Origin of the sequence: Sphingomonas sp. NBWT7, from assembly GCF_014217605.1 — a bacterium.
GTDB lineage: Bacteria > Pseudomonadota > Alphaproteobacteria > Sphingomonadales > Sphingomonadaceae > Sphingomonas.
Genome location: NZ_CP043639.1, coordinates 98,609 through 116,716, shown reverse-complemented (window position 1 = coordinate 116,716; position 18,108 = coordinate 98,609). Strand labels below are relative to the sequence as shown.

At 68.5% G+C, this 18,108-nt stretch carries 16 protein-coding genes; 2 read left to right on the top strand and 14 right to left on the bottom strand.

Annotated elements, in window-relative coordinates; translation table 11 throughout:
- Positions 1–64 precede the first annotated feature (64 nt).
- Entirely contained in the window at positions 65–1,861 is a 1,797-nt protein-coding gene (locus tag F1C10_RS00565) for an AcrB/AcrD/AcrF family protein (protein WP_258042991.1), read from the top strand.
- Here the strand turns inward: F1C10_RS00565 and F1C10_RS00560 are convergent.
- From F1C10_RS00560 to F1C10_RS00545, 4 genes are read right to left on the bottom strand one after another with little or no spacing between them, the layout of a single operon-like run.
- Positions 1,858–3,192, bottom strand: coding sequence for a HAMP domain-containing sensor histidine kinase (locus tag F1C10_RS00560; protein ID WP_185209982.1), 1,335 nt, complete (start codon positions 3,190–3,192; stop codon positions 1,858–1,860). The two genes, F1C10_RS00565 and F1C10_RS00560, sit on opposite strands and share 4 nt — an antisense overlap.
- A 2-nt stretch (positions 3,193–3,194) precedes the next feature.
- Positions 3,195–4,271 carry a DUF2336 domain-containing protein gene (locus tag F1C10_RS00555; RefSeq protein WP_185207868.1) on the bottom strand — a complete coding sequence of 359 codons (1,077 nt, stop codon included), beginning with the start codon at positions 4,269–4,271 and terminating at the stop codon, positions 3,195–3,197.
- A gap of 25 nt (positions 4,272–4,296) precedes the next feature.
- The gene (locus tag F1C10_RS00550; RefSeq protein ID WP_185207866.1) at positions 4,297–5,487 is read right to left on the bottom strand and encodes a hypothetical protein; all 1,191 of its coding nucleotides are present in this window, start codon (positions 5,485–5,487) and stop codon (positions 4,297–4,299) included.
- A gap of 58 nt (positions 5,488–5,545) precedes the next feature.
- Entirely contained in the window at positions 5,546–5,839 is a 294-nt protein-coding gene (locus F1C10_RS00545; protein WP_185207864.1) for an Hpt domain-containing protein, read from the bottom strand.
- An 85-nt stretch (positions 5,840–5,924) separates the two neighbouring features.
- On the opposite strand from F1C10_RS00545, the gene F1C10_RS00540 reads away from it, so the two are divergent.
- Positions 5,925–8,228: a hypothetical protein gene (locus F1C10_RS00540; protein ID WP_185207863.1), complete on the top strand. Its 2,304-nt coding sequence runs from the start codon at positions 5,925–5,927 to the stop codon at positions 8,226–8,228.
- Positions 8,229–8,280: 52 nt separating this feature from the next.
- Here the strand turns inward: F1C10_RS00540 and F1C10_RS00535 are convergent, their stop codons facing one another.
- From F1C10_RS00535 to F1C10_RS00495, 10 genes are all read right to left on the bottom strand, one after another.
- Positions 8,281–8,544, bottom strand: coding sequence for a DUF1467 family protein (locus F1C10_RS00535; RefSeq protein ID WP_185207861.1), 264 nt, complete (start codon positions 8,542–8,544; stop codon positions 8,281–8,283).
- A gap of 6 nt (positions 8,545–8,550) precedes the next feature.
- Positions 8,551–10,131, bottom strand: a complete 1,581-nt coding sequence (locus tag F1C10_RS00530; protein WP_258042990.1) for a ribonuclease J — start codon at positions 10,129–10,131, stop codon at positions 8,551–8,553.
- A gap of 276 nt (positions 10,132–10,407) precedes the next feature.
- Positions 10,408–11,193, bottom strand: coding sequence for a type III pantothenate kinase (locus tag F1C10_RS00525; RefSeq protein ID WP_185207859.1), 786 nt, complete (start codon positions 11,191–11,193; stop codon positions 10,408–10,410).
- 11 nt (positions 11,194–11,204) lie between these two features.
- On the bottom strand, positions 11,205–11,858 hold the full coding sequence (locus tag F1C10_RS00520) for a biotin--[acetyl-CoA-carboxylase] ligase (protein WP_258042989.1): 654 nt from the start codon (positions 11,856–11,858) through the stop codon (positions 11,205–11,207).
- 62 nt (positions 11,859–11,920) lie between these two features.
- Positions 11,921–13,381, bottom strand: a complete 1,461-nt coding sequence (gene nuoN, locus F1C10_RS00515; RefSeq protein WP_185207857.1) for an NADH-quinone oxidoreductase subunit NuoN — start codon at positions 13,379–13,381, stop codon at positions 11,921–11,923.
- Positions 13,381–14,934 carry an NADH-quinone oxidoreductase subunit M gene (locus F1C10_RS00510; RefSeq protein ID WP_185207855.1) on the bottom strand — a complete coding sequence of 518 codons (1,554 nt, stop codon included), beginning with the start codon at positions 14,932–14,934 and terminating at the stop codon, positions 13,381–13,383. The genes nuoN and F1C10_RS00510 overlap by 1 nt, the downstream gene beginning before the upstream one ends.
- Positions 14,931–15,062 (bottom strand): hypothetical protein, encoded by a 132-nt coding sequence (locus tag F1C10_RS16595; RefSeq protein WP_258042988.1) that lies wholly within the window; start codon positions 15,060–15,062, stop codon positions 14,931–14,933. The genes F1C10_RS00510 and F1C10_RS16595 overlap by 4 nt, the downstream gene beginning before the upstream one ends.
- Positions 15,059–17,149 carry an NADH-quinone oxidoreductase subunit L gene (nuoL, locus tag F1C10_RS00505; protein ID WP_185207853.1) on the bottom strand — a complete coding sequence of 697 codons (2,091 nt, stop codon included), beginning with the start codon at positions 17,147–17,149 and terminating at the stop codon, positions 15,059–15,061. Before nuoL ends, F1C10_RS16595 begins: the two co-directional genes overlap by 4 nt.
- Before the next feature lie 7 nt (positions 17,150–17,156).
- The gene (nuoK, locus tag F1C10_RS00500) at positions 17,157–17,414 is read right to left on the bottom strand and encodes an NADH-quinone oxidoreductase subunit NuoK (protein ID WP_066781550.1); all 258 of its coding nucleotides are present in this window, start codon (positions 17,412–17,414) and stop codon (positions 17,157–17,159) included.
- A 53-nt stretch (positions 17,415–17,467) separates the two neighbouring features.
- Positions 17,468–18,079: an NADH-quinone oxidoreductase subunit J gene (locus F1C10_RS00495; RefSeq protein WP_085811060.1), complete on the bottom strand. Its 612-nt coding sequence runs from the start codon at positions 18,077–18,079 to the stop codon at positions 17,468–17,470.
- Positions 18,080–18,108: the final 29 nt, after the last annotated feature.

The following is an 18,108-nucleotide window of genomic DNA, read 5'->3' as shown; positions in this document are numbered from 1 at the left end:
GCCTGGCCAGGGAAACGGGTGGTGGCGGGGCTCCTAAAGTGCGCGGCGGATCGAGGGAAGAGTTTTGAACGATACGAAGGGCGCACCCGCCCTGCCCCCGGCGCTCGCCGCCGAACTCGACCGTCATTGGATCCGTCTGACGCTGATCGCCTGGGTCGTCGTCGCGATCTTCTACGTGTGGCAGCGCTGGAGCGCGATCCACTGGCTGTCGCTGGGCGATACCGACGACAATATGCGGCTGATGCAGGTGCGCGCGCTGCTCGGCGGCCAGGGCTGGTACGATCTGCGCAACTATCGCCTCAATCCGCCGGGCGGGTTCGACATCCACTGGTCGCGCATCGTCGATCTGCCGATCGCAGGCCTGATCCTGCTGCTGCGGCCGTTCGTCGGCAACGCGGAGGCGGAGAAGCTGGCCTGCGGCATCGCCCCGCTGATCCCGCTCGCGGTGACGCTGCTTGGCATCGGCGCGACGGTGCGGCGGCTGGTCGCGCCGACCGCCTGGCCGCTCGCGATCGTCTTCATGATGGGATCAACCGTCGCGCTGCTGATGTTCATGCCCGATCGCATCGATCATCACGGCTGGCAGCTGGCGATGCTGAGCCTGACGGTAGCCGGCTTGTGCGATCCCAGGGGCCCGCGCGGCGGTGCGATGGTCGGCCTGGCGAGCGCCGTATCGCTGACGATCGGGCTCGAGATGCTACCCTATTGCGCGATGGCGGGCGCGATCATCGCGTTGCGCCGGGTATGGGACGCGGCCGAGCGGCAGCGGCTGCTTACCTACGCGCTGGCGCTCGGCGGCGGGTGCGCGGCGGGCTTCGCGATCTTCGCGTCCGAAGCGAACCGCGTGATGCGCTGCGACGCGCTGACCCCGATCTGGCTCAGTGTCTTCGTCGCGGCGGGGGCGCTGCTCGCGCTGCTGGCGATGGCCTCGCCGCGCCGTCGCAGCGTGCGGTTGGCGCTGGCCGTGGCGGCGGGCGCGATCATCGTCATCGGCTTCGCCCTGCTCTTCCCGCAATGCCTCGGCCGGCCCGAGCAGGTGTCCGACGAGCTCTACAACAATTGGCTGGGCAACGTGCGTGAGGCGAAGCCGATCTATCGCCACCCGCTTCGCGTCGGGCTGCCGCTGATGGCGCTGCCGACGATGGGGCTGATCGGCGCGCTGATCGCGACGTGGCGCGCGCGACGTACGCCCAGCGCACTCGGCTGGGCGTGCGTCACGCTGTTCGCTGTCTTCGCCATCGCGATGCTGCTGTGGCAGGTGCGCGCAGGGCCGGCGGCACAGGTCCTCGCGATCCCAGGCGTCACCGCGCTCGGCTGGCTGATCCTGCCGTGGCTGCTGCGGCACCGATCGCTGTTCGTGCGCGTGTTCGGCACCGTCGCGGTATTCATCGCGATCTCCGGCCTGTTCGCCGGGCTGGCGCTCCAGTGGTTCCCGATCGATCGTCCCAAACCGTACGTCCAGCGCGTCAACCGGGCGACCGGGCGGTGCCTGACGCTGCCGGCGATGGACCCGCTCAACCGCCTGCCGCGGCAGACGATCTTCACCTTCGTCGATCTCGGGCCGCGGTTGATCACCCTCACACATCACAATGCCATCGCCGGGCCGTATCACCGCAACGGCGACGCGATCCTCGACGTGCAGCACGCCTTCAAGCGCTCACCGGCGGAGGCGCGCGCGATCATGAAGCGGCATGGCGCGACGCTGATGCTGGTTTGCCCGAACATGGCCGAGTCGACCGTCTATCGCGATCGCGCGCCCGGGGGCTTCTACGATCGGCTGGCGCATGGCGAGACGTTCGACTGGCTCCAGTCGGTACCGATGCCGAAGGGGTCGCCGCTGCGGCTGTACCGGATCCGCTAGGCGGCGGGCAGCGTCAGCACGAAGCGCGCGCCGGCGTCCGGGGCGCTGTCCACCGTCAGGTCCCCGCCCATCGCGCGCGCCAAGCGGCGCGCGATGTAGAGGCCGAGGCCGTTGCCGCCGGCTTCGGCGGGATCGACGCGCTCGAACTTGCCGAAGATACGCTCGTGATCCTCGGGCGCGATCCCCTTGCCCTGATCGGCGACGATCGCGATCGCGCGGTCCCCGTCGCGCTGCAGCTTGAGCCAGATCGTGGCGCCGCGCGGCGAGTAGCGCACCGCGTTGCCGATCAGATTGACCATGATCTGCAGCGTGCGGCGGAACTCGCCGTGCGCGGCGAGCGGCGTATCGAGATCGCCGCGGTCGATCGTGACGTCGCCGTGCGCGGCACGCACCGCGAGCAGACCCGCGGCGCGCCGTGTCACGTCGGCAAGGTCGATGCCCTCGTCCTCGACGGTGAAGTCGTCGCGCTCGATCGCCTGCATGTCGGCCAGATCGTCGATCAGTCCCATCAGGTGACGCGCGGCGCTGGCGATATCCGCGGCATAATCGGCGTAATGCGGATCGATCGGGCCCTCGGTGCCGGCATTGATGCTGTCGGCATTGGCGACGATCCGTCCTAGCGGGCCGCGCAGGATCGTGTCGAGCCGCCGATTGAACGTGTCACCGAGCGCCTCCACCTCCCGCGCGGACGAAACGCATTCGTGGAACGTGCCACCCACGAACCCGGCGAACGCCCCGCTGCCGTCGCGGCGGACGTGCCCGGCTAGCGTCACCGCCGCGCCGCTCTCGCGCAGCACGGCGGGCTGGCCGTCGAAATCCTCGACCGCCGCCACCGCCTCGAGCAGCGTCAGCACGCCGTCGTCGCCGCCTTCGAGCGCGAACAGGCGGGTCAACGGCTTCCCGAGCGCTGCGTCGGCATCGAAGCCAAAGCGGGCGCCGGCATCGGGTGCGATGCGCTGCAGGCGCAGGCCGGCATCGGTTTCCCAGATCCAATCGGCATCGGCGGGCGGCGGCACCGCGCCGCTCGCGCTGGGTGACCGCCACGCGGGCCGTTCACGCGTCGGCGAGATTGCCAGCGACACGCCCTGGTCGGTCGGCGTCGCGCGCACCCAGCAGTCGAGATCGAGGTCGGCGTCGGCGATCGTGACGGCGCGCGAGACGAGGATGCGCAGCCGCCGGGCGAGCCGCACCATCGTGGCGAGCTGCGGCGTCGCCAGCGTTGCGCCGATCGCGCCACCCGCACGCTCGTTGAGCGCGAGGAAGGCGGGATCAGCGTCGATCAGGCGATCGGCGGCGTCGAGCTTCGCCGACACGATCGGTGGATCGATCATCATCACGCGCCGATCCGCCCGAGCGCGCGCACCGCGGCGCGGAAATCTGCCGGCAGCGACAGCGTGGCGAGCGCGACGCGCGCATCATCGGGGGTTATCGCGGCGATCGCGTCGAGATCGTCGGCGAACGCCTCGATGTCGCGGCGCGGATCGGCGTCGGCGAGCGCCAGCCCGACCCGCGCGATCGACGCGCGATCTGCGTGATGCGCACGCAGGGCAAACCACAGCACGTCGCCCTCAGGATCTAGCACCAGCGCGCGCGCCTCGCCGAAATCGATGCCGAGTGCGTGTGCGAGGATCGCACAAAACAGGGCCGGATATCCCTCGTCAAGCGCACCGGCGAGCAGATCCGGCAGTTCCTCCGGCCGCGCGTCGATCGCGGCGGCGAGCCGCAGCGCGACGGCGTCGAGCCGATCATCGTCGTCGTGCGCGGCGATGCTGCGCTGCGCCCCGGCAACGAGCGCGCGATCGAGCCGGTCAAGTCGTCCGCCTGCGGCGATCAGCTGCTCGCGTACCGCCGCCGCGGTCCACCAGATCAGCTGGCGATGCAGGTGAGCGGGAAAATCGCTGCCATGCGCGCCGCCCACGGTTCGACGCCGGTTCTCCGTCTGAAGATACAGCCGGGCGGCGGCGGCGATCACCCCGTCACCACAGCCGGCGAGCTGCGCCAGCAGCACAGGCTGCGCGCCGGGCGCACGATTGCTGCGCAGAGCATCGGCGAGAAGATCCTGCCGGGTCTGTCCGAGCAGCTCGCTCATCAATCCCGCGTCGCGCAGAAGGCCCGACGCGCTCAGCCGACTGACGAGCCCTGCCCCGCCGGGCCGCGGCCATTGGCCCGAGAGTTGCCGCGCCGCATGACCCACGATCTCACCCGCGATCGCGCCGATCGCATCGGTAAGCAGCGTGCCGATCGCGGCGCGGGTGCGATCGTCGAGGCGATCGTTCTCGGCCAGGAAGAAGTCCTCGATCGCGGTCTGCAACCGCCGATCGGCACGACGATCGGCCACCGCCGCGCGCGCGACGAGCGGCGCGACGGTCACCTGGGGCGCGCGCAAGGCGTCGTTGGGATCGGCCGACATGGTGGCGGCTCTAGCAAGCGTTGCGTTAAAGCGCTGCTAAGCCTCGCGCACGAAGCCGCTCGATCGCATGGCCAAGCGTCACGGCGGCATAAACGCCGGTAAGTGCGAGCCCGAGCAGCGGCAGGCCGAGGATCGTCGCAGCGGCAAGGAGCAGCAGGTAGCCCGGCGGATCGCCCCACCACGGCTCGCGGGCCTCACCGATCGCGCGCGTCCCCAGCCCGCCCGCGACGATCAGCGCAAGCGCGAGCACCGTTGCGGTCCGCTCTCCGGTCTCGGCGTCGAGGATGTGGCCGAGCAGCAGCGCGGCGGCGGCAGGGGTGCCGAGACTCAGCCAGCCGAGCCACCGCGCCAGCGCGGTCTCGTCGCGCAGCCAGGCGAAGCTGGAAGCAAGCGCGGCGGTTGCCACGCCAGCCAGCGCGGCAAGCAGCCCCGCGGTCATCTGCCCCGCCCACAAGGCGCCGAGCCCGCCGAGCGTGACGAGCGCGGCGGCGCCCGCCAGCGCCGGCGTCGGCACGTGGCGGCGCATCAGCGGCGGCAAAGCAAGCCGGGCGAGCGGCTTCACGATCCAGCGATCAAACCAGCCGGTCCGCGCGGCCAGCGTGGCGGACACCACAGCTTGGCTGCGTGCCTCCAGCGCATCGCGGCGCCGCTCGATGCCGTGCCCGGCTTGCGCCTCGTCATCCGGCAGCACCAGCCGGCGCGCGCCTGCCTGCGCGGCGGCGTGGAGCAACGCGGATTGCACGTCATAATCGCGCGGCATCGCCGCCACTTCGGCGAGACGCCGCCCGTCGAGCCGCGCAAGGCCGGCCCATGCATCGCCGCCGCCGACACGCTCGTAGCCGGCGGTAGCCTCACTCTCTGCAACGACGAGCATGACGTCGCCCGGGGTACGCACCACCGGCGCCAACACCGCCTGCGTCGTGACGAGTCCGTCGGCGAGAACCAGCAGGTGCGACAGCGGGTGCAGTCGCGCGGACGCCTCAGCCGCGCTGCGTACCGTATCGATCGTCACGCCGCGCCGCCCGATCCGCGCGACCGCGCCGAGCAATTCGGGCGTCAATCGCGCAACGACGACGACGATCTGCGACGCGCCCGCCTCGATCAGCAGCCGTGCCTGATATTCGATCACCGTCATGCCGGCGAACGGCAGGGTGGCGGCAAGCGCGCCGGGCCGGTCCTCGGCATCCTGTACGGCAAAGATTAGCCCGGCGAGCATTGCCGCGCGCTTAGGCGCTGTCCCGCCCTTGGGCAACGCCGCCCGTCAAGCGATACGGCTACAGCCGGTCGATCGCGCGGCGCAGCTTGCGCAGCATCGCGGCGTCCTGCGGCGAGAGCGCGGTCGCCTGGGTCGCGAGTGCCATCAGCCGCACCGCGCCGAAACTCGCGGCCAGCCCCTTCAGCCGCCACGCCGCCGCCCGCCACGCCTCGTCGTCCGACGCGGCGGCGAGCGCCTCGAACCCACGCTTGGCGCTCTCGACGAAGGAGGCGCGAAGCTCGGCGATCAACGCCGGATCGTCCCCCACGGCCGCAGCGAGCGTCGCATCGATAGCTCCGGGATCATAGGCCATGGAGCAAGTCGCTAGCAGGCAACGCTTAATCGCAAGTTTCCGCTATTCGCTTTCGGCGCGATCGAATCGTGATACACCCGGCGGCATGACCGGGGGGCCATCAGTGATCGATTTTCGCTCGCGTGACGCAAGCGATCAGCCGCAGCCGACCGAGGCCGAGGCGCCCGTCGCCCTGGCGGAGCATTTCGCCTTCGACCAGCCTGCGGAAGAGGTCGAGGACGGCTATGTCGCGCCCTCCCTGCTCCGCAATATCGGGCCGATCGCGCTTGCTGCGGTATCGCTGGGCTGGGTCGTCGCGCTGATCTGGCTGGCGCGCGGGCAGTTCGCGGCGATGACGGCTTTGGCGGTGGCGCAATTCGCCGCAGCGCTCGTCGCGGTACCTGTCCTGGCCGGCGTGGTGTGGTTGGTCGCACTGCGGACGAGCCGGGCGGAGGCGATGCGCTTCGCCGCCACCGCGCGGGCGATGCGTGGCGAAGCCGCCGCGCTAGAGCAAACGGTAGGGGCGCTCGCCGCCGCGCTGGAGGACAATCGCCTGCGGCTGGCGGAACAGGTGCAACAGTTGGGCACGATCGGCGATGCGGCCACTGCGCGGCTGTCGGCGATTGGTCGCGGCCTGTCGGAAGAAATCGACCAGGCCGACGTCCACGCACGTTCGCTCGCCGAGGCGGCAGGCAATGCGCAGAACAATCTGTCGGTGCTGCTCGCCACGATGCCGCGCGCGCAGGCCGAGGCCGATACGATGGCGGGCAAGATCGAGCGCGCCGGGTTGGCCGCAGGCGAGCAGGCGGCAGCGCTCGACGCGCAGATCGTCGCCCTCGCCGATCGCGGGCGCGAGGCAGAAGCAATGGCCGGCGGCGCGGCACAGAAGCTTGCCGCGCATATCGCGCGGATGGAGGCAACCAGCGAGACCGCGGGCGTCCGGCTGGAGGCCGTCACGGCGGAGATGACGGGTGCGGTCGACGCCCTGCTGTCGCGCACCGCCGATGCGGTCGACGAATCGCGCAAGGGGATCGCCGCGCAGGGCGACGCGATGCTCGCGATGGTCGGCGCGAATCAGGCCGCGCTGGATGCCGCGGCGCGCGAGAGCGCCGAATCGCTCGCCGAGCGGATCGGGGTGATCGAGATCGTCATTGACCGCATCACCGCGCGGCTCGATGCGCAGCGGTCGAACGCGGACGGCCTGGTCGGTGACCTCGAAGTGGGGATCGCACGCGTCGGAAGCGAGCTGGACGAACTGCACCGGCTCGGCGTCGAGCGGTCGCAGCATCTCGCCGCGTCGATCAGCGCGCTGGGCGGCTCGGCGGGCGCGATGACCGAGGCGCTCGTCGCCGGCGACATGATGGCGACCAAGGCGATCGCGACCACCGAATCGCTGCTGCTCGCGCTCGACGCGGCTGCGCGTGAGATCGACGAGACGCTGCCGGCCGCGGTCGACCGGCTCGACGCGCGGGTGATCGCGGCGAAGGCGGTGGTCGTGGCGGCGAAACCCGAACTGCTCGCGCTCGTCACTGCGGCAGAGAGCACACACAGCGCGATCGAGGCGGTGGCGCAGGTGGTGGCGGACCAGCGCAGCAACGTCGACACGTTGAGCGGTACGCTGCTCGAGACGCTGTCGACCGGCCGCGCCAAGGCCGATGCGATGGGGCAGATGGTCGACGAGGCGGCAGACCGCGCGAACCGCTTCGCCGAGGAAGCCGCGCCGCGTCTGCTCGAGGCGCTGCTGCGCGTCCGCGACACCGCGACACAGGCGGCGGATCACGCGCGCGAGGTGCTGGCGCGCGTCATTCCCGAAGCGGCGGAGGCGCTGGAGCAATCGGGCGCGGCGGCATTGCGCCGCGCGGTCGACGCCGGGCTCGACGGTCAGATCGCGCAGATCGCCGTCAGTGCGGAGACGGCAGTGGAGGCAGCCAACCGCGCCGCACTGCGGCTCGACGAGCAGATCAAGGCGATCGACGCGGCGGCAGCCTCGGTCGATACGCGGCTCGAGGTGGCGCGCGCCGAACAGGAGGAAGCGAGTCAGGAGAGCTTCGCCCGCCGCGCGTCGCTGCTGATCGAGGCGCTCAACTCGGCCGCGATCGACATTACGCGCAGCTTCGCGCCCGACGTCGCAGACAGTGCCTGGGCAGCGTATCTGAAGGGCGACCGCGGCGTCTTCACGCGGCGCGCGGTGCGGCTGCTCGATGGCGTCGAGCAGCGCGAGATCGCGCGCCTGTACGACGACGATCTCGGCTTCCGCGACCAGGTCAACCGCTACATCCACGATTTCGAGGCGATGCTGCGCACGATCCTGACGCAGCGCGACGGCTCGCCACTCGGCGTCACGCTGCTGTCGTCGGACATGGGCAAATTGTACGTCGCACTGGCGCAGGCGATCGAGCGGCTGCGCTAGCGACGTGGCGGGCAGCGGCCACCGCCGCCTGCCGCTCGCCGCCGGCGGTGCCTCAGTATTTGGTGAGGTCGACCATCGCCGGCGTAATCCAGTCGAACACATAATTGGCGTAGAACAGGCCGAACAGGATCGTCGCGACGATCGTCACGCGCACGATCAATCGCTTCAGCGAGAATTCGTGCGGCGCGCTATCCGCCTGGCCGCGGATCCGGTCGCCGCCAGCCTCTTCCGTGGTGCGGACGCCGAAGGGCAGCACCAGGAAGACGCTGAACGACCAGAACAAAATGTAGATCGCGAGCGCGGACGACCAGCGCATGGCGCGTCACACCTCGATCATCAGGACGTCGACGACCGGCTTCTTGCCGGTCCAGCGCGTCGCGCAGCGGCGCACCGCGAGACGCACGTCCTCGCGTACGCGATTACGATCGCGATTGCGGCCGCGCGCCGCCTCCGCCGCCGCGTCCTCAGCTTCGGCGATGAACGCGTCGCGCTCTTCCTCGACCGGGATGCCTTGCAGCCGCACTTGCGGCGTGCCGGCGAGCCGGCCGTCCTGCGCCAGTGCGAACGCAACCGAGATCTGGCCGTTGACGCCCAGGCGCCGGCGCTCGTTGATCGTCCCGCCGTCCGCCGGCAGGATCACATCGCCGTCGAGGACGAGGCGACCGACGGGCGCGTGACCGATCTTGGCCGGATCACCGGGCGCGAGGCGCACCAGATCGCCGTCGGTTTGCACCAGCGTGCGCGGGATGCCGCGCGCGAGCCCGAAGCGCGCCTGCTCCATCAAATGCCGCATCTCGCCGTGGACGGGCACGAGGACGCGTGGGCGTAGCCAGCCGTAGAGCTGCTCGAGCTCGGGCCGACCGGGGTGGCCGGAGACATGGACGTGCGCCTGCTTCTCCGTCACCATCGCGACGCCGCGACCGGCGAGGATGTTCTGGATGCGCCCGATCGCCACCTCGTTGCCGGGGATCTGCTTCGACGAGAAGACGACGGTATCGCCGGCGTCGAGCTTGATCGGATGCTGGCCCTCCGCGACGCGGGCGAGCGCGGCGCGTGGCTCGCCCTGCCCGCCCGTGGCGACGATCAGCACCTTGTCGCGCGGCAGGCGCATCGCCTCGTCGGGCGATACCGTCGCCGGGAAGTCGCGCAGATAGCCGCAGCTGCGCGCGACCTTGATGATGCGGTCGAGCGAGCGGCCGGTGACGCACAGGGTGCGCCCGGTCTCACGCGCGACTTCACCAAGTGTCTGCAGCCGCGCGGCGTTGGAGGCGAAGGTGGTGACAAGCACGCGCCCCTTCGCCTTGCCGATCGCCTCCATCAGCCCGCCGCGCACGTCGCTCTCGGAGCCGGACGCGGTGTCGTTGAACACGTTGGTCGAATCGCACACCAGCACGTCGATGCCGCGATCGCCGATCGCCTTCAGCTCTTCCGCGCGCGCGGGCTTGCCGATCACCGGATCGGGATCGAGCTTCCAGTCGCCGGTGTGGAACACGCGCCCCTGGGGTGTGTCGATGAGAAGCGCGTTCGCCTCGGGAATCGAGTGCGACATCGGCACGAACTCGAACCCGAACGGGCCGACGCGAAACGTCTTCCCCGGTTCGATCACGCGCAGGTCGATGCGGTCGGCGATCCGCTCCTCCTCCAGCTTGTGGCGGATGAGGCCGGCGGTGAACGGCGTCGCATAGATCGGCACGCCGAGATCGTCGGCGAGATACGGCAGCGCGCCGATATGATCTTCATGCCCGTGCGTGATCACGATGCCGTCGAGCGTATCGAGCCGCTCCTCGATGAACGCGAGGTCGGGTAGCACCAGATCGATGCCGGGATATTGATGATCGGCAAAGGTGACGCCGCAGTCGACCATTACCCAGCGGCCCTGCGCGCCATAGAGATTGACGTTCATGCCGATCTCGCCCGAGCCGCCGAGGGCGCAGAAGAGAAGTTCGTCGTTCTTGGAAATCGTATTCGTCCTTCAGCAACACCGCCGCGATGTGGCGGCAGTGCGGGCGCCGGGGCGCCTCATGATCAAGGCTTCAATATTTGGGGGAAGCCCATGCCCCAATCTCGTCGCCAAGCCGGTTGGCCGGGCGGTCAGCCCGCCGCGTCGCGAGCGGTCGTTGCTACGCGCCAGCGACGGCGCTTTTCAGCAACGGTTCGGCGGATGCGGCGGTGAAATCCTTCATGCGATGATATGGGCGCGCTCGGCCATGATCGCCAGCCCCTGGATCGCCAGATCGGGCTCGATCGCGTCGAATACGCCCGTATGCTGTTCGAACAGCGTGGCGAGGCCGCCGGTGGCGATTACCTTTGCCGGACGCCCGATCTCCGCCTTCATCCGCGCGACCAACCCCTCGATCATCGCAAGATAGCCCCAGTAGATGCCGATGTTCATCTGATCCACGGTGTTGCGGCCGATCACCGACAGGTTGTTCTTGGGGGCCTCGATCGCGATACGCGGCAGCTTGGCCGCGGCGTTAACCAGCGCGTCGAGCGATAGGTTGATGCCCGGCGCGATGATTCCGCCCTTGTAGGCGCCGTTGAAGTCGGACACGTCGAGCGTCGTCGCGGTGCCGAAGTCGATCACGATCAGGTCGCCGGCGTGCAGCGCGTGCGCCGCGATCGTGTTCACCGCACGATCCGCGCCAAGGTTCTGCGGCTCGTCGACGTCAAGCGCGACGCCCCATTCGAGCGGCGCGCGCCCGGCGACCAATGCGTCGGAACCGAAGTATTTCGACGAGAGCACCTGCAGATTGTGCAGCGCGCGCGGGACGACGGTGGAGACGACCACCGCGTCAACATCGCTGCGCTGATACCCTTCGAGCGCGAGCAGCTGGCTCAGCCACACGGCATATTCGTCCGCGGTGCGGCGTGGATCGGTGGCGATGCGCCAGCGCGTCTTGATCTCGCGCCCGTCGACGAGCGCGAAGACGATGTTGGTGTTCCCCGCATCGACCGCGAGCAGCATGATCTTCCCCCCTAAACCACGAACACGTCGGCGGCGTGGATGACACGGACCGCGCCATCCGCCAAGCGCAGCCGCAGCGCCCCGTCGCTAGCGAGGCCGTCGAACGTGCCGGCAACAGACGAGCCGTCCGACAGATTGGCGACGAGCGGCGTGCCAATCGGGTGCGCTTGCCCCGCCCACCGTGCGATGACCGGCGCGAGCCCGTCGCGGCGCCACATGCCGAGCCAGCGCGCGAAATCGCTTACCAGGTGATCGAAGAGCTCGGCTGCGGAGTGGATCCACAGGCGACCGGCAAGACTTGCTGTCTTGCGCCCCTTGATCGTGGGGTGCGTCGCGAGGTTGACGCCGAAGCCGGCGATGACCGCGCCGCCGCTGCGCTCCAGCAGGATGCCAGCAAGCTTCGCGCCGTCGAGCAGCAGATCGTTGGGCCATTTGATCGTCACCGCGGGGCAACCGAGTGTCGCGATCGTATCGGCAAGCGCGACCGCGGAGACGAGCGCGAGCGACGCTGCGGGCGGATCGGTTGGCGCGATGCGAACCAGCGTGCTGGCGTAGAGGTTGCCGTTCGGCGACGCCCAAGTGCGGCCCTGGCGCCCGCGTCCTGCCGTCTGCCGCTCGGCGCGCAGCCAGCTGCCCTCGGGGGCGCCATCGGAGGCGAGCGCCAATAGATCGGCGTTGGTCGAGCCGGTCTCCGCGACCGTCAGGATCGCCGGCAGTGCTGCTCGGCTCAGAACAGCGCCTGCGCCGCCGCCATCGTCCAGCCGCCGAGCACCGGGATGGCGAGATAGCCGAGCGGCGACACCGCAACCGCGGCAACCGCGATCAGCCCGCCTTCAAGCCGATCACCCGCGCCGAACGCCGCAGACGGCTCGTCGAAGTACATCGTCTTGACGACGCGCAGATAGTAATAGGCGCCGATCGTGCTTGCCGCGATGCCGACGACGGCGAGCGGGAACAGCCCCGCGCGCACGGCGGCATCGAACACCGCGAACTTCGCCCAGAAGCCGAACAGCGGCGGGATGCCGGCAAGGCTGAACATGAAGATCGCCAGTGCCGCGGCAAGGCCGGGCCGGCTGCGCGACAGGCCCGACAGCGACGCGATCGACTCGATCGGCTGCCCCGCTTCGTCGCGCATCTGCAGCACGACGAGGAACGCGCCGAGCGTCGTCGTGATGTAGATCGCCATGTAGGTGAGCACCGACGCGACGCCCTCGGGCGTTGCAGCCGCGAGACCGATCAGCGCGAAGCCGACGTTGTTGATCGACGAATAGGCGAGCAGGCGCTTGATGTTGCTCTGACCGATCGCGGCAACCGCGCCGAGGATGATCGATGCCAGCGCAGCAAAAATGACGATCTGGCGCCACTGGTCCGATGCCGGGCCCATCGCCTCGATCGCGACGCGTGCGGCAAGCCCCATCGCCGCCACCTTCGGCGCGGAAGCGAAGAACGCCGTCACCGGCGTCGGCGCGCCTTCGTAGACGTCAGGCGTCCACATGTGGAACGGCACTGCGCTGATCTTGAAGGCGATACCGGCAAAGACGAAGACGAGCCCGAACATGAGGCCAATCGACTTCGCCTCGCCCGTCAGCGTCGCCGCGCCGTACGCGCCGGCGATCTCGCCGAACATCGTCGAACCGGTGAAGCCGTAGACGAGGCTGATGCCGTAGAGGAGGATGCCGCTGGCGAGCGCGCCGAGCACGAAATACTTGAGCCCCGCCTCCGCCGAACGCGCGTCCTGCCGCATGAAGCTGGCGAGGACGTACGCCGCGAGGCTCTGCAGCTCGAGGCCAATATAGAGCGTCAGCAGATCGCCGGCGGAGACCATGATCCCCATGCCGATCGCCGACAGCAGGATCAGCACAGGATATTCGGGCCGCAGATCGTCACCCGCCGTACGTTCGAAGAAGCTCGGTGCGAGGACGATGGCGATCGCCGAGGCGATGTAGATCAGCACCTTGCCGAAGCCCGCGAAGGCATCCGCGCGGTACATGCCGTCGAACGCGGCGGCGCCGCTCGTCGCGGGCCCGATCAGTGCGAGGCACGCGCCGCCGAGTACCGCCACCGCGGTCCACGAGATGGCGCGCGTCGCCGTGGCAGGCGCCCAGGCGGACACCATCATCAGCGCCAACGCGCCGAGCGCCAGCACGACTTCGGGAAGGGTCATCGCGACCTGCGATGCGTAGTCCATCAGTGCGCCTTTCCGGGGGCGGTGGCGTGCGCGGCGCCTTCTGCATGCGCTGCGGGAACGATGCCGGTGCCGGGCGTCGGCTGCGAGTCACCGGCGGGCTGCGCACGCTCGATACGCGCGAGCAGCCGCGCGGTGTCAGCGCGCATCGGCGCGAGGAAGCTCTCGGGATAGACGCCCATCCACAGCACGACGGCTGCGATCGGCGCGAGCAGCCAGAGCTCGCGACGCGACAGATCGGACATCGCGCGGACCTCTTCCGACTTGATCTCCCCAAACACCACGCGGCGGTAGAGATAGAGCATGTAGGCCGCGCCGAGGATGATGCCGGTGGTGCACAGCAGCGCAATCGTCGTCGACACCTTGTAGGTGCCCATCAGCGCCAGCAGCTCGCCGACGAAGTTGCTCGTCCCCGGCAGACCGATCGACGCCATCGTGAAGAGCAGGAAGAAGACGGCGTAACGCGGCATGTTGCTGGCAAGCCCGCCGTAGCGCGCGATCTCGCGGGTGTGCAGGCGATCGTAGATCACGCCGACGCATAGGAACAGCGCGCCAGAGACAAGCCCGTGGCCGAGCATCACCATCATCGCGCCCTCGATCCCCTGCGCGTTGAACGCGAACAAGCCGATCGTCACGATCGCCATGTGCGCGACCGACGAATAGGCGATCAGCTTCTTCATGTCGGACTGCACCAGCGCGACGAGGCTGGTGTAGATCACCGCCACGGCGCTGAGCCCGAAGACGAGCCAGACGAGCTGCGACGACGCCTCCGGGAACATCGGAATGCTGAAGCGCAGAAAACCGTAGCCACCGAGCTTCAACAGCACGCCCGCGAGGATCACCGATCCCGCAGTCGGCGCCTGAACGTGCGCATCGGGCAGCCAAGTGTGGACCGGCCACATCGGCATCTTCACCGCGAAGGAGGCGAAGAACGCGAGCCACAGCCAGGTCTGCACGTCTGGCGGGAAATCATACGCCATCAGCGCCGGGATCGACGTCGTGTCCGCAGTGATGCTCATGTAGAGCATCGCGATGAACATCAGCAGCGAGCCGAGCAGCGTGTACAGGAAGAACTTGTACGACGCATAGATGCGGTTCGCGCCGCCCCAGATACCGATAATCAGGAACATCGGGATCAGACCGGCTTCGAAGAAGATGTAGAACAGAAAGACATCCTGCGCCGCGAACGTGCCGATCATCAGCACTTCGGACAGCAGGAACGCTGCCATATATTCGGGAACGCGCTTCTCGATCGCGTCCCACGATGCGCCGATGCAGATCGGCATCAGGAACACGCTGAGCGCGATCAGCAGCAGCGCATAGCCATCGATCCCCAGCGCCCAGGCGAAGCGGCCGAACAGCGGCGCGTATTCGACGAACTGCCACTGCGCCCCGCCGACGTCGAAGCTGAGCCACAGGATGACGCCGAGCGCCAGATCGGCGAGCGTCGCCGCCAGCGCGAGCCAGCGCGCGCTCTGTGCCGACAGGAAGAGGCAGGCGATCGCGGCGAGCGCCGGGATCGCAAGCATCAGCGATAGGATGGGAAAACCGGTCACTTCGCCCCCAGCAGGCCGTTCGGGCAACGCGCCGATGCGCCACGCCCTTCCCCGAACAGCGGGGCGATGAGATCAAGCGTCGCGGCGCGAGCGGCCAGGACGCGCGCAATGGTGTCCGCGCGGATCATCCTGCGATCACCCACGTCGCCGCGGCGGTAAGCCCGATCAGCATGACGAAAGCGTAGGTGTAGACATAGCCCGTCTGCACCCGGCCGGCGACCCGGCTGGTCACCTGCGTCACCCAAGCCGCGCCGTTCGGGCCGAAGCGGTCGATCGTGCCCTCGTCGCCCTTGTGCCACAACAGGCGGCCGATCGCGAACGCCGGCCGGACGAAGAGCAGATTGTAGAGCTCGTCGAAATACCATTTGTGCGCGATGAAATCGTACAGCGCGTCGAACGTCGTCGTGAAGCGCCGTGGCCAATCTGTACGACGAATGTACGCCATCCACGCGCCGAACAGACCGATCAGCATGACGATCGTCGCGGCGAGCTTCACCAGCAGCGGCACGGCGTGCATTTCGTGCATCAGATGTTCGTTGAACGCTAGGCTGCCGCGCCAGAACCGCTCGCCTGCCTCGGGCTCGATGAACCAGCCATTACAGACATAGCCGGCGAACACCGCGCCGAGCGAAAGCACGACGAGCGGCACCAGCATCGTCACTGGGCTCTCGTGCGGATGATAGCCCGCGGTGCCCGTCGGCACGGTCTCGGCGTCGCGGCCATGTGCATGCGGCGCGTGGCCTGCGTCTTCTGCGGCGGGATCGTCATGCCCGTGCGTCCCGTGGCCGTGCGCATCATGGCCGTGACCATGCGCATCGTGGACGGCGTGCTGGATATGCTCGGACCCGGCCCAGCGCGGTGCGCCCCAGAAGGTGAGGAACATCAGCCGCCAAGAATAGAAGCTCGTCAGCAGTGCGGCGATCGTGCCGACCCAGAACGCGCCCTGCCCGCGGCCCGACGCCCAGGCGACCTCGAGGATCGCGTCCTTCGAATGGTAGCCGGCGAAACCGCCGACGCCGTAGATGCCGACGCCGGTGATCGCCAGCGTGCCGAGCAGCATCGCCCAGAAGGTGATCGGGATGTGCCGGCGCAGGCCGCCGTAGAAGCGCATGTCCTGCTCGTGATGCATGGCATGGATCACCGAGCCCGCACCAAGGAACAGGAGCGCCTTGAAGAAAGCGTGCGTGAACAGGTGGAACATCGCCGCGCCATAGGCGCCGACGCCCGCGGCGAAGAACATATAGCCGAGCTGCGAGCACGTCGAATAGGCGATCACGCGCTTGATGTCGGTCTGCGTCGTGCCGATCGTCGCGGCGAAGATGCACGTCGCGGCACCGATCGCGGTGACGACGTGGAGCGCCGTCTGCGACGTTTCGAACATCGGCGACAGGCGGCAGACCATGAACACGCCCGCGGTGACCATCGTCGCGGCGTGGATCAGCGCCGACACCGGGGTCGGGCCTTCCATCGCGTCGGGCAGCCAGGTGTGCAGGCCGAGCTGTGCCGACTTGCCCATGGCCCCGACGAACAGCAGCAGGCAGAGCACCGTCATCGTATCGAAGCGGTAGCCGAGGAAGCCGATCGTCGATCCCGCCATGCCGGGCGCGGCCTCGAGGATTGCGGGGATCGAGACCGTGTCGAACACGAGATAGGTGCCGAAGATGCCGAGCATGAAGCCCAGATCACCGACGCGATTGACGACGAACGCCTTGATCGCCGCGGCGCTGGCGCTCGGCTTCTTGAACCAGAAACCGATCAGCAGGTAGCTCGCGAGCCCGACGCCTTCCCAGCCGAAGAACATCTGAATGAGGTTGTCCGCCGTCACCAGCATCAGCATCGCGAAGGTGAACAGCGACAGATAGGCGAAGAATCGCGGCTGATCCGGATCCTCCTCCATATAACCCCAGCTGTAGAGGTGGACGAGTGCGGAGACGCTGGTGATGACGACCAGCATGACGCTGGTCAGCGCATCGACGCGCAGCGCCCACGACACGTCGAAGCTGCCCGAGGTGATGAAGTGGAGCACCGGCGTGACGGTGGCAGAGAGGCTGCCCGTCATGAAGCCGATGAAGATCGGCCACGACAGCGCGCAGGCGATGAACAACGCGGCGGTCGTCACGCCCTTCGCAGCGACGTTGCCGATCGCACGATTGCCGAGCCCGGCGATCGCCGCCGCGAGCAGCGGCAGGAAGACGATGAAGAGGATCGAGGTCACGGGTCGTTCAGCCCTTCATCCGGCTGGGATCGTCGACCGAGATCGAGCCCCGACCGCGGAAGAAGATGACGAGAATGGCGAGCCCGATCGCTGCCTCGCCGGCAGCGACGGTCAGAACGAACATCGCGAAGACCTGCCCGACGAGATCGTTCAGCGCCGCGGAGAAGGCGACGAGATTGATGTTCACCGCGAGCAGGATCAGCTCGATCGCCATCAGGATGACGATGATGTTCTTTCGGTTCAGGAAGATCCCCAGCACGCCCATCGTGAACAGCAGCGCCGCCACGACGAGATAGTGGATCAGGCCGATCGCCCCGTTCACAGCTGCACCCCCTGCCCGATCTCCGGCCGCATGTTGCGCGTCGCATCCTGCGGGCGGCGCGCGATCTGCGCGGCGATGTTCTGCGGGCGCACGCCGTGGCGCTGGCGGTGCGTCAGCACGATCGCGCCAATCATCGCGACGAGCAGCACAAGCCCCGCACCCTCGAACACGAACAGATAGCGCGTGTAGAGGAGGTTACCGATCGCCTGGATGTTGGGCAGCGTCGCATCGGTCGGCGCCGCGCGCCGCGCGAGATCGACCCCGCCCGCGCTCCACGCGCCCACGCCGATCAGGATCTCGCACACCAGCGCTACCGCGAGCACCAGGCCAAGCCCGAAATAGCGAACGAAACCAGCGCGTAGCTCGGCGAAGTCGATATCGAGCATCATGACGACGAAGAGAAACAGCACCGCCACCGCCCCGACATAGACGATGACAAGCAGCATCGCGATGAACTCAGCCCCCACGAGCACCATCAGCCCGGCGGCGTTGAAGAACGCCAGGATCAGCCACAGCACGCTGTGCACCGGGTTGCGCGAGCCGATCGTCATCGCGCCCGACACGAGCACGACGACGGCGAAGAGATAGAAGGCGATGGCCTGGATCATGCCATCACCACGGGGGTGCGGTGAATCAT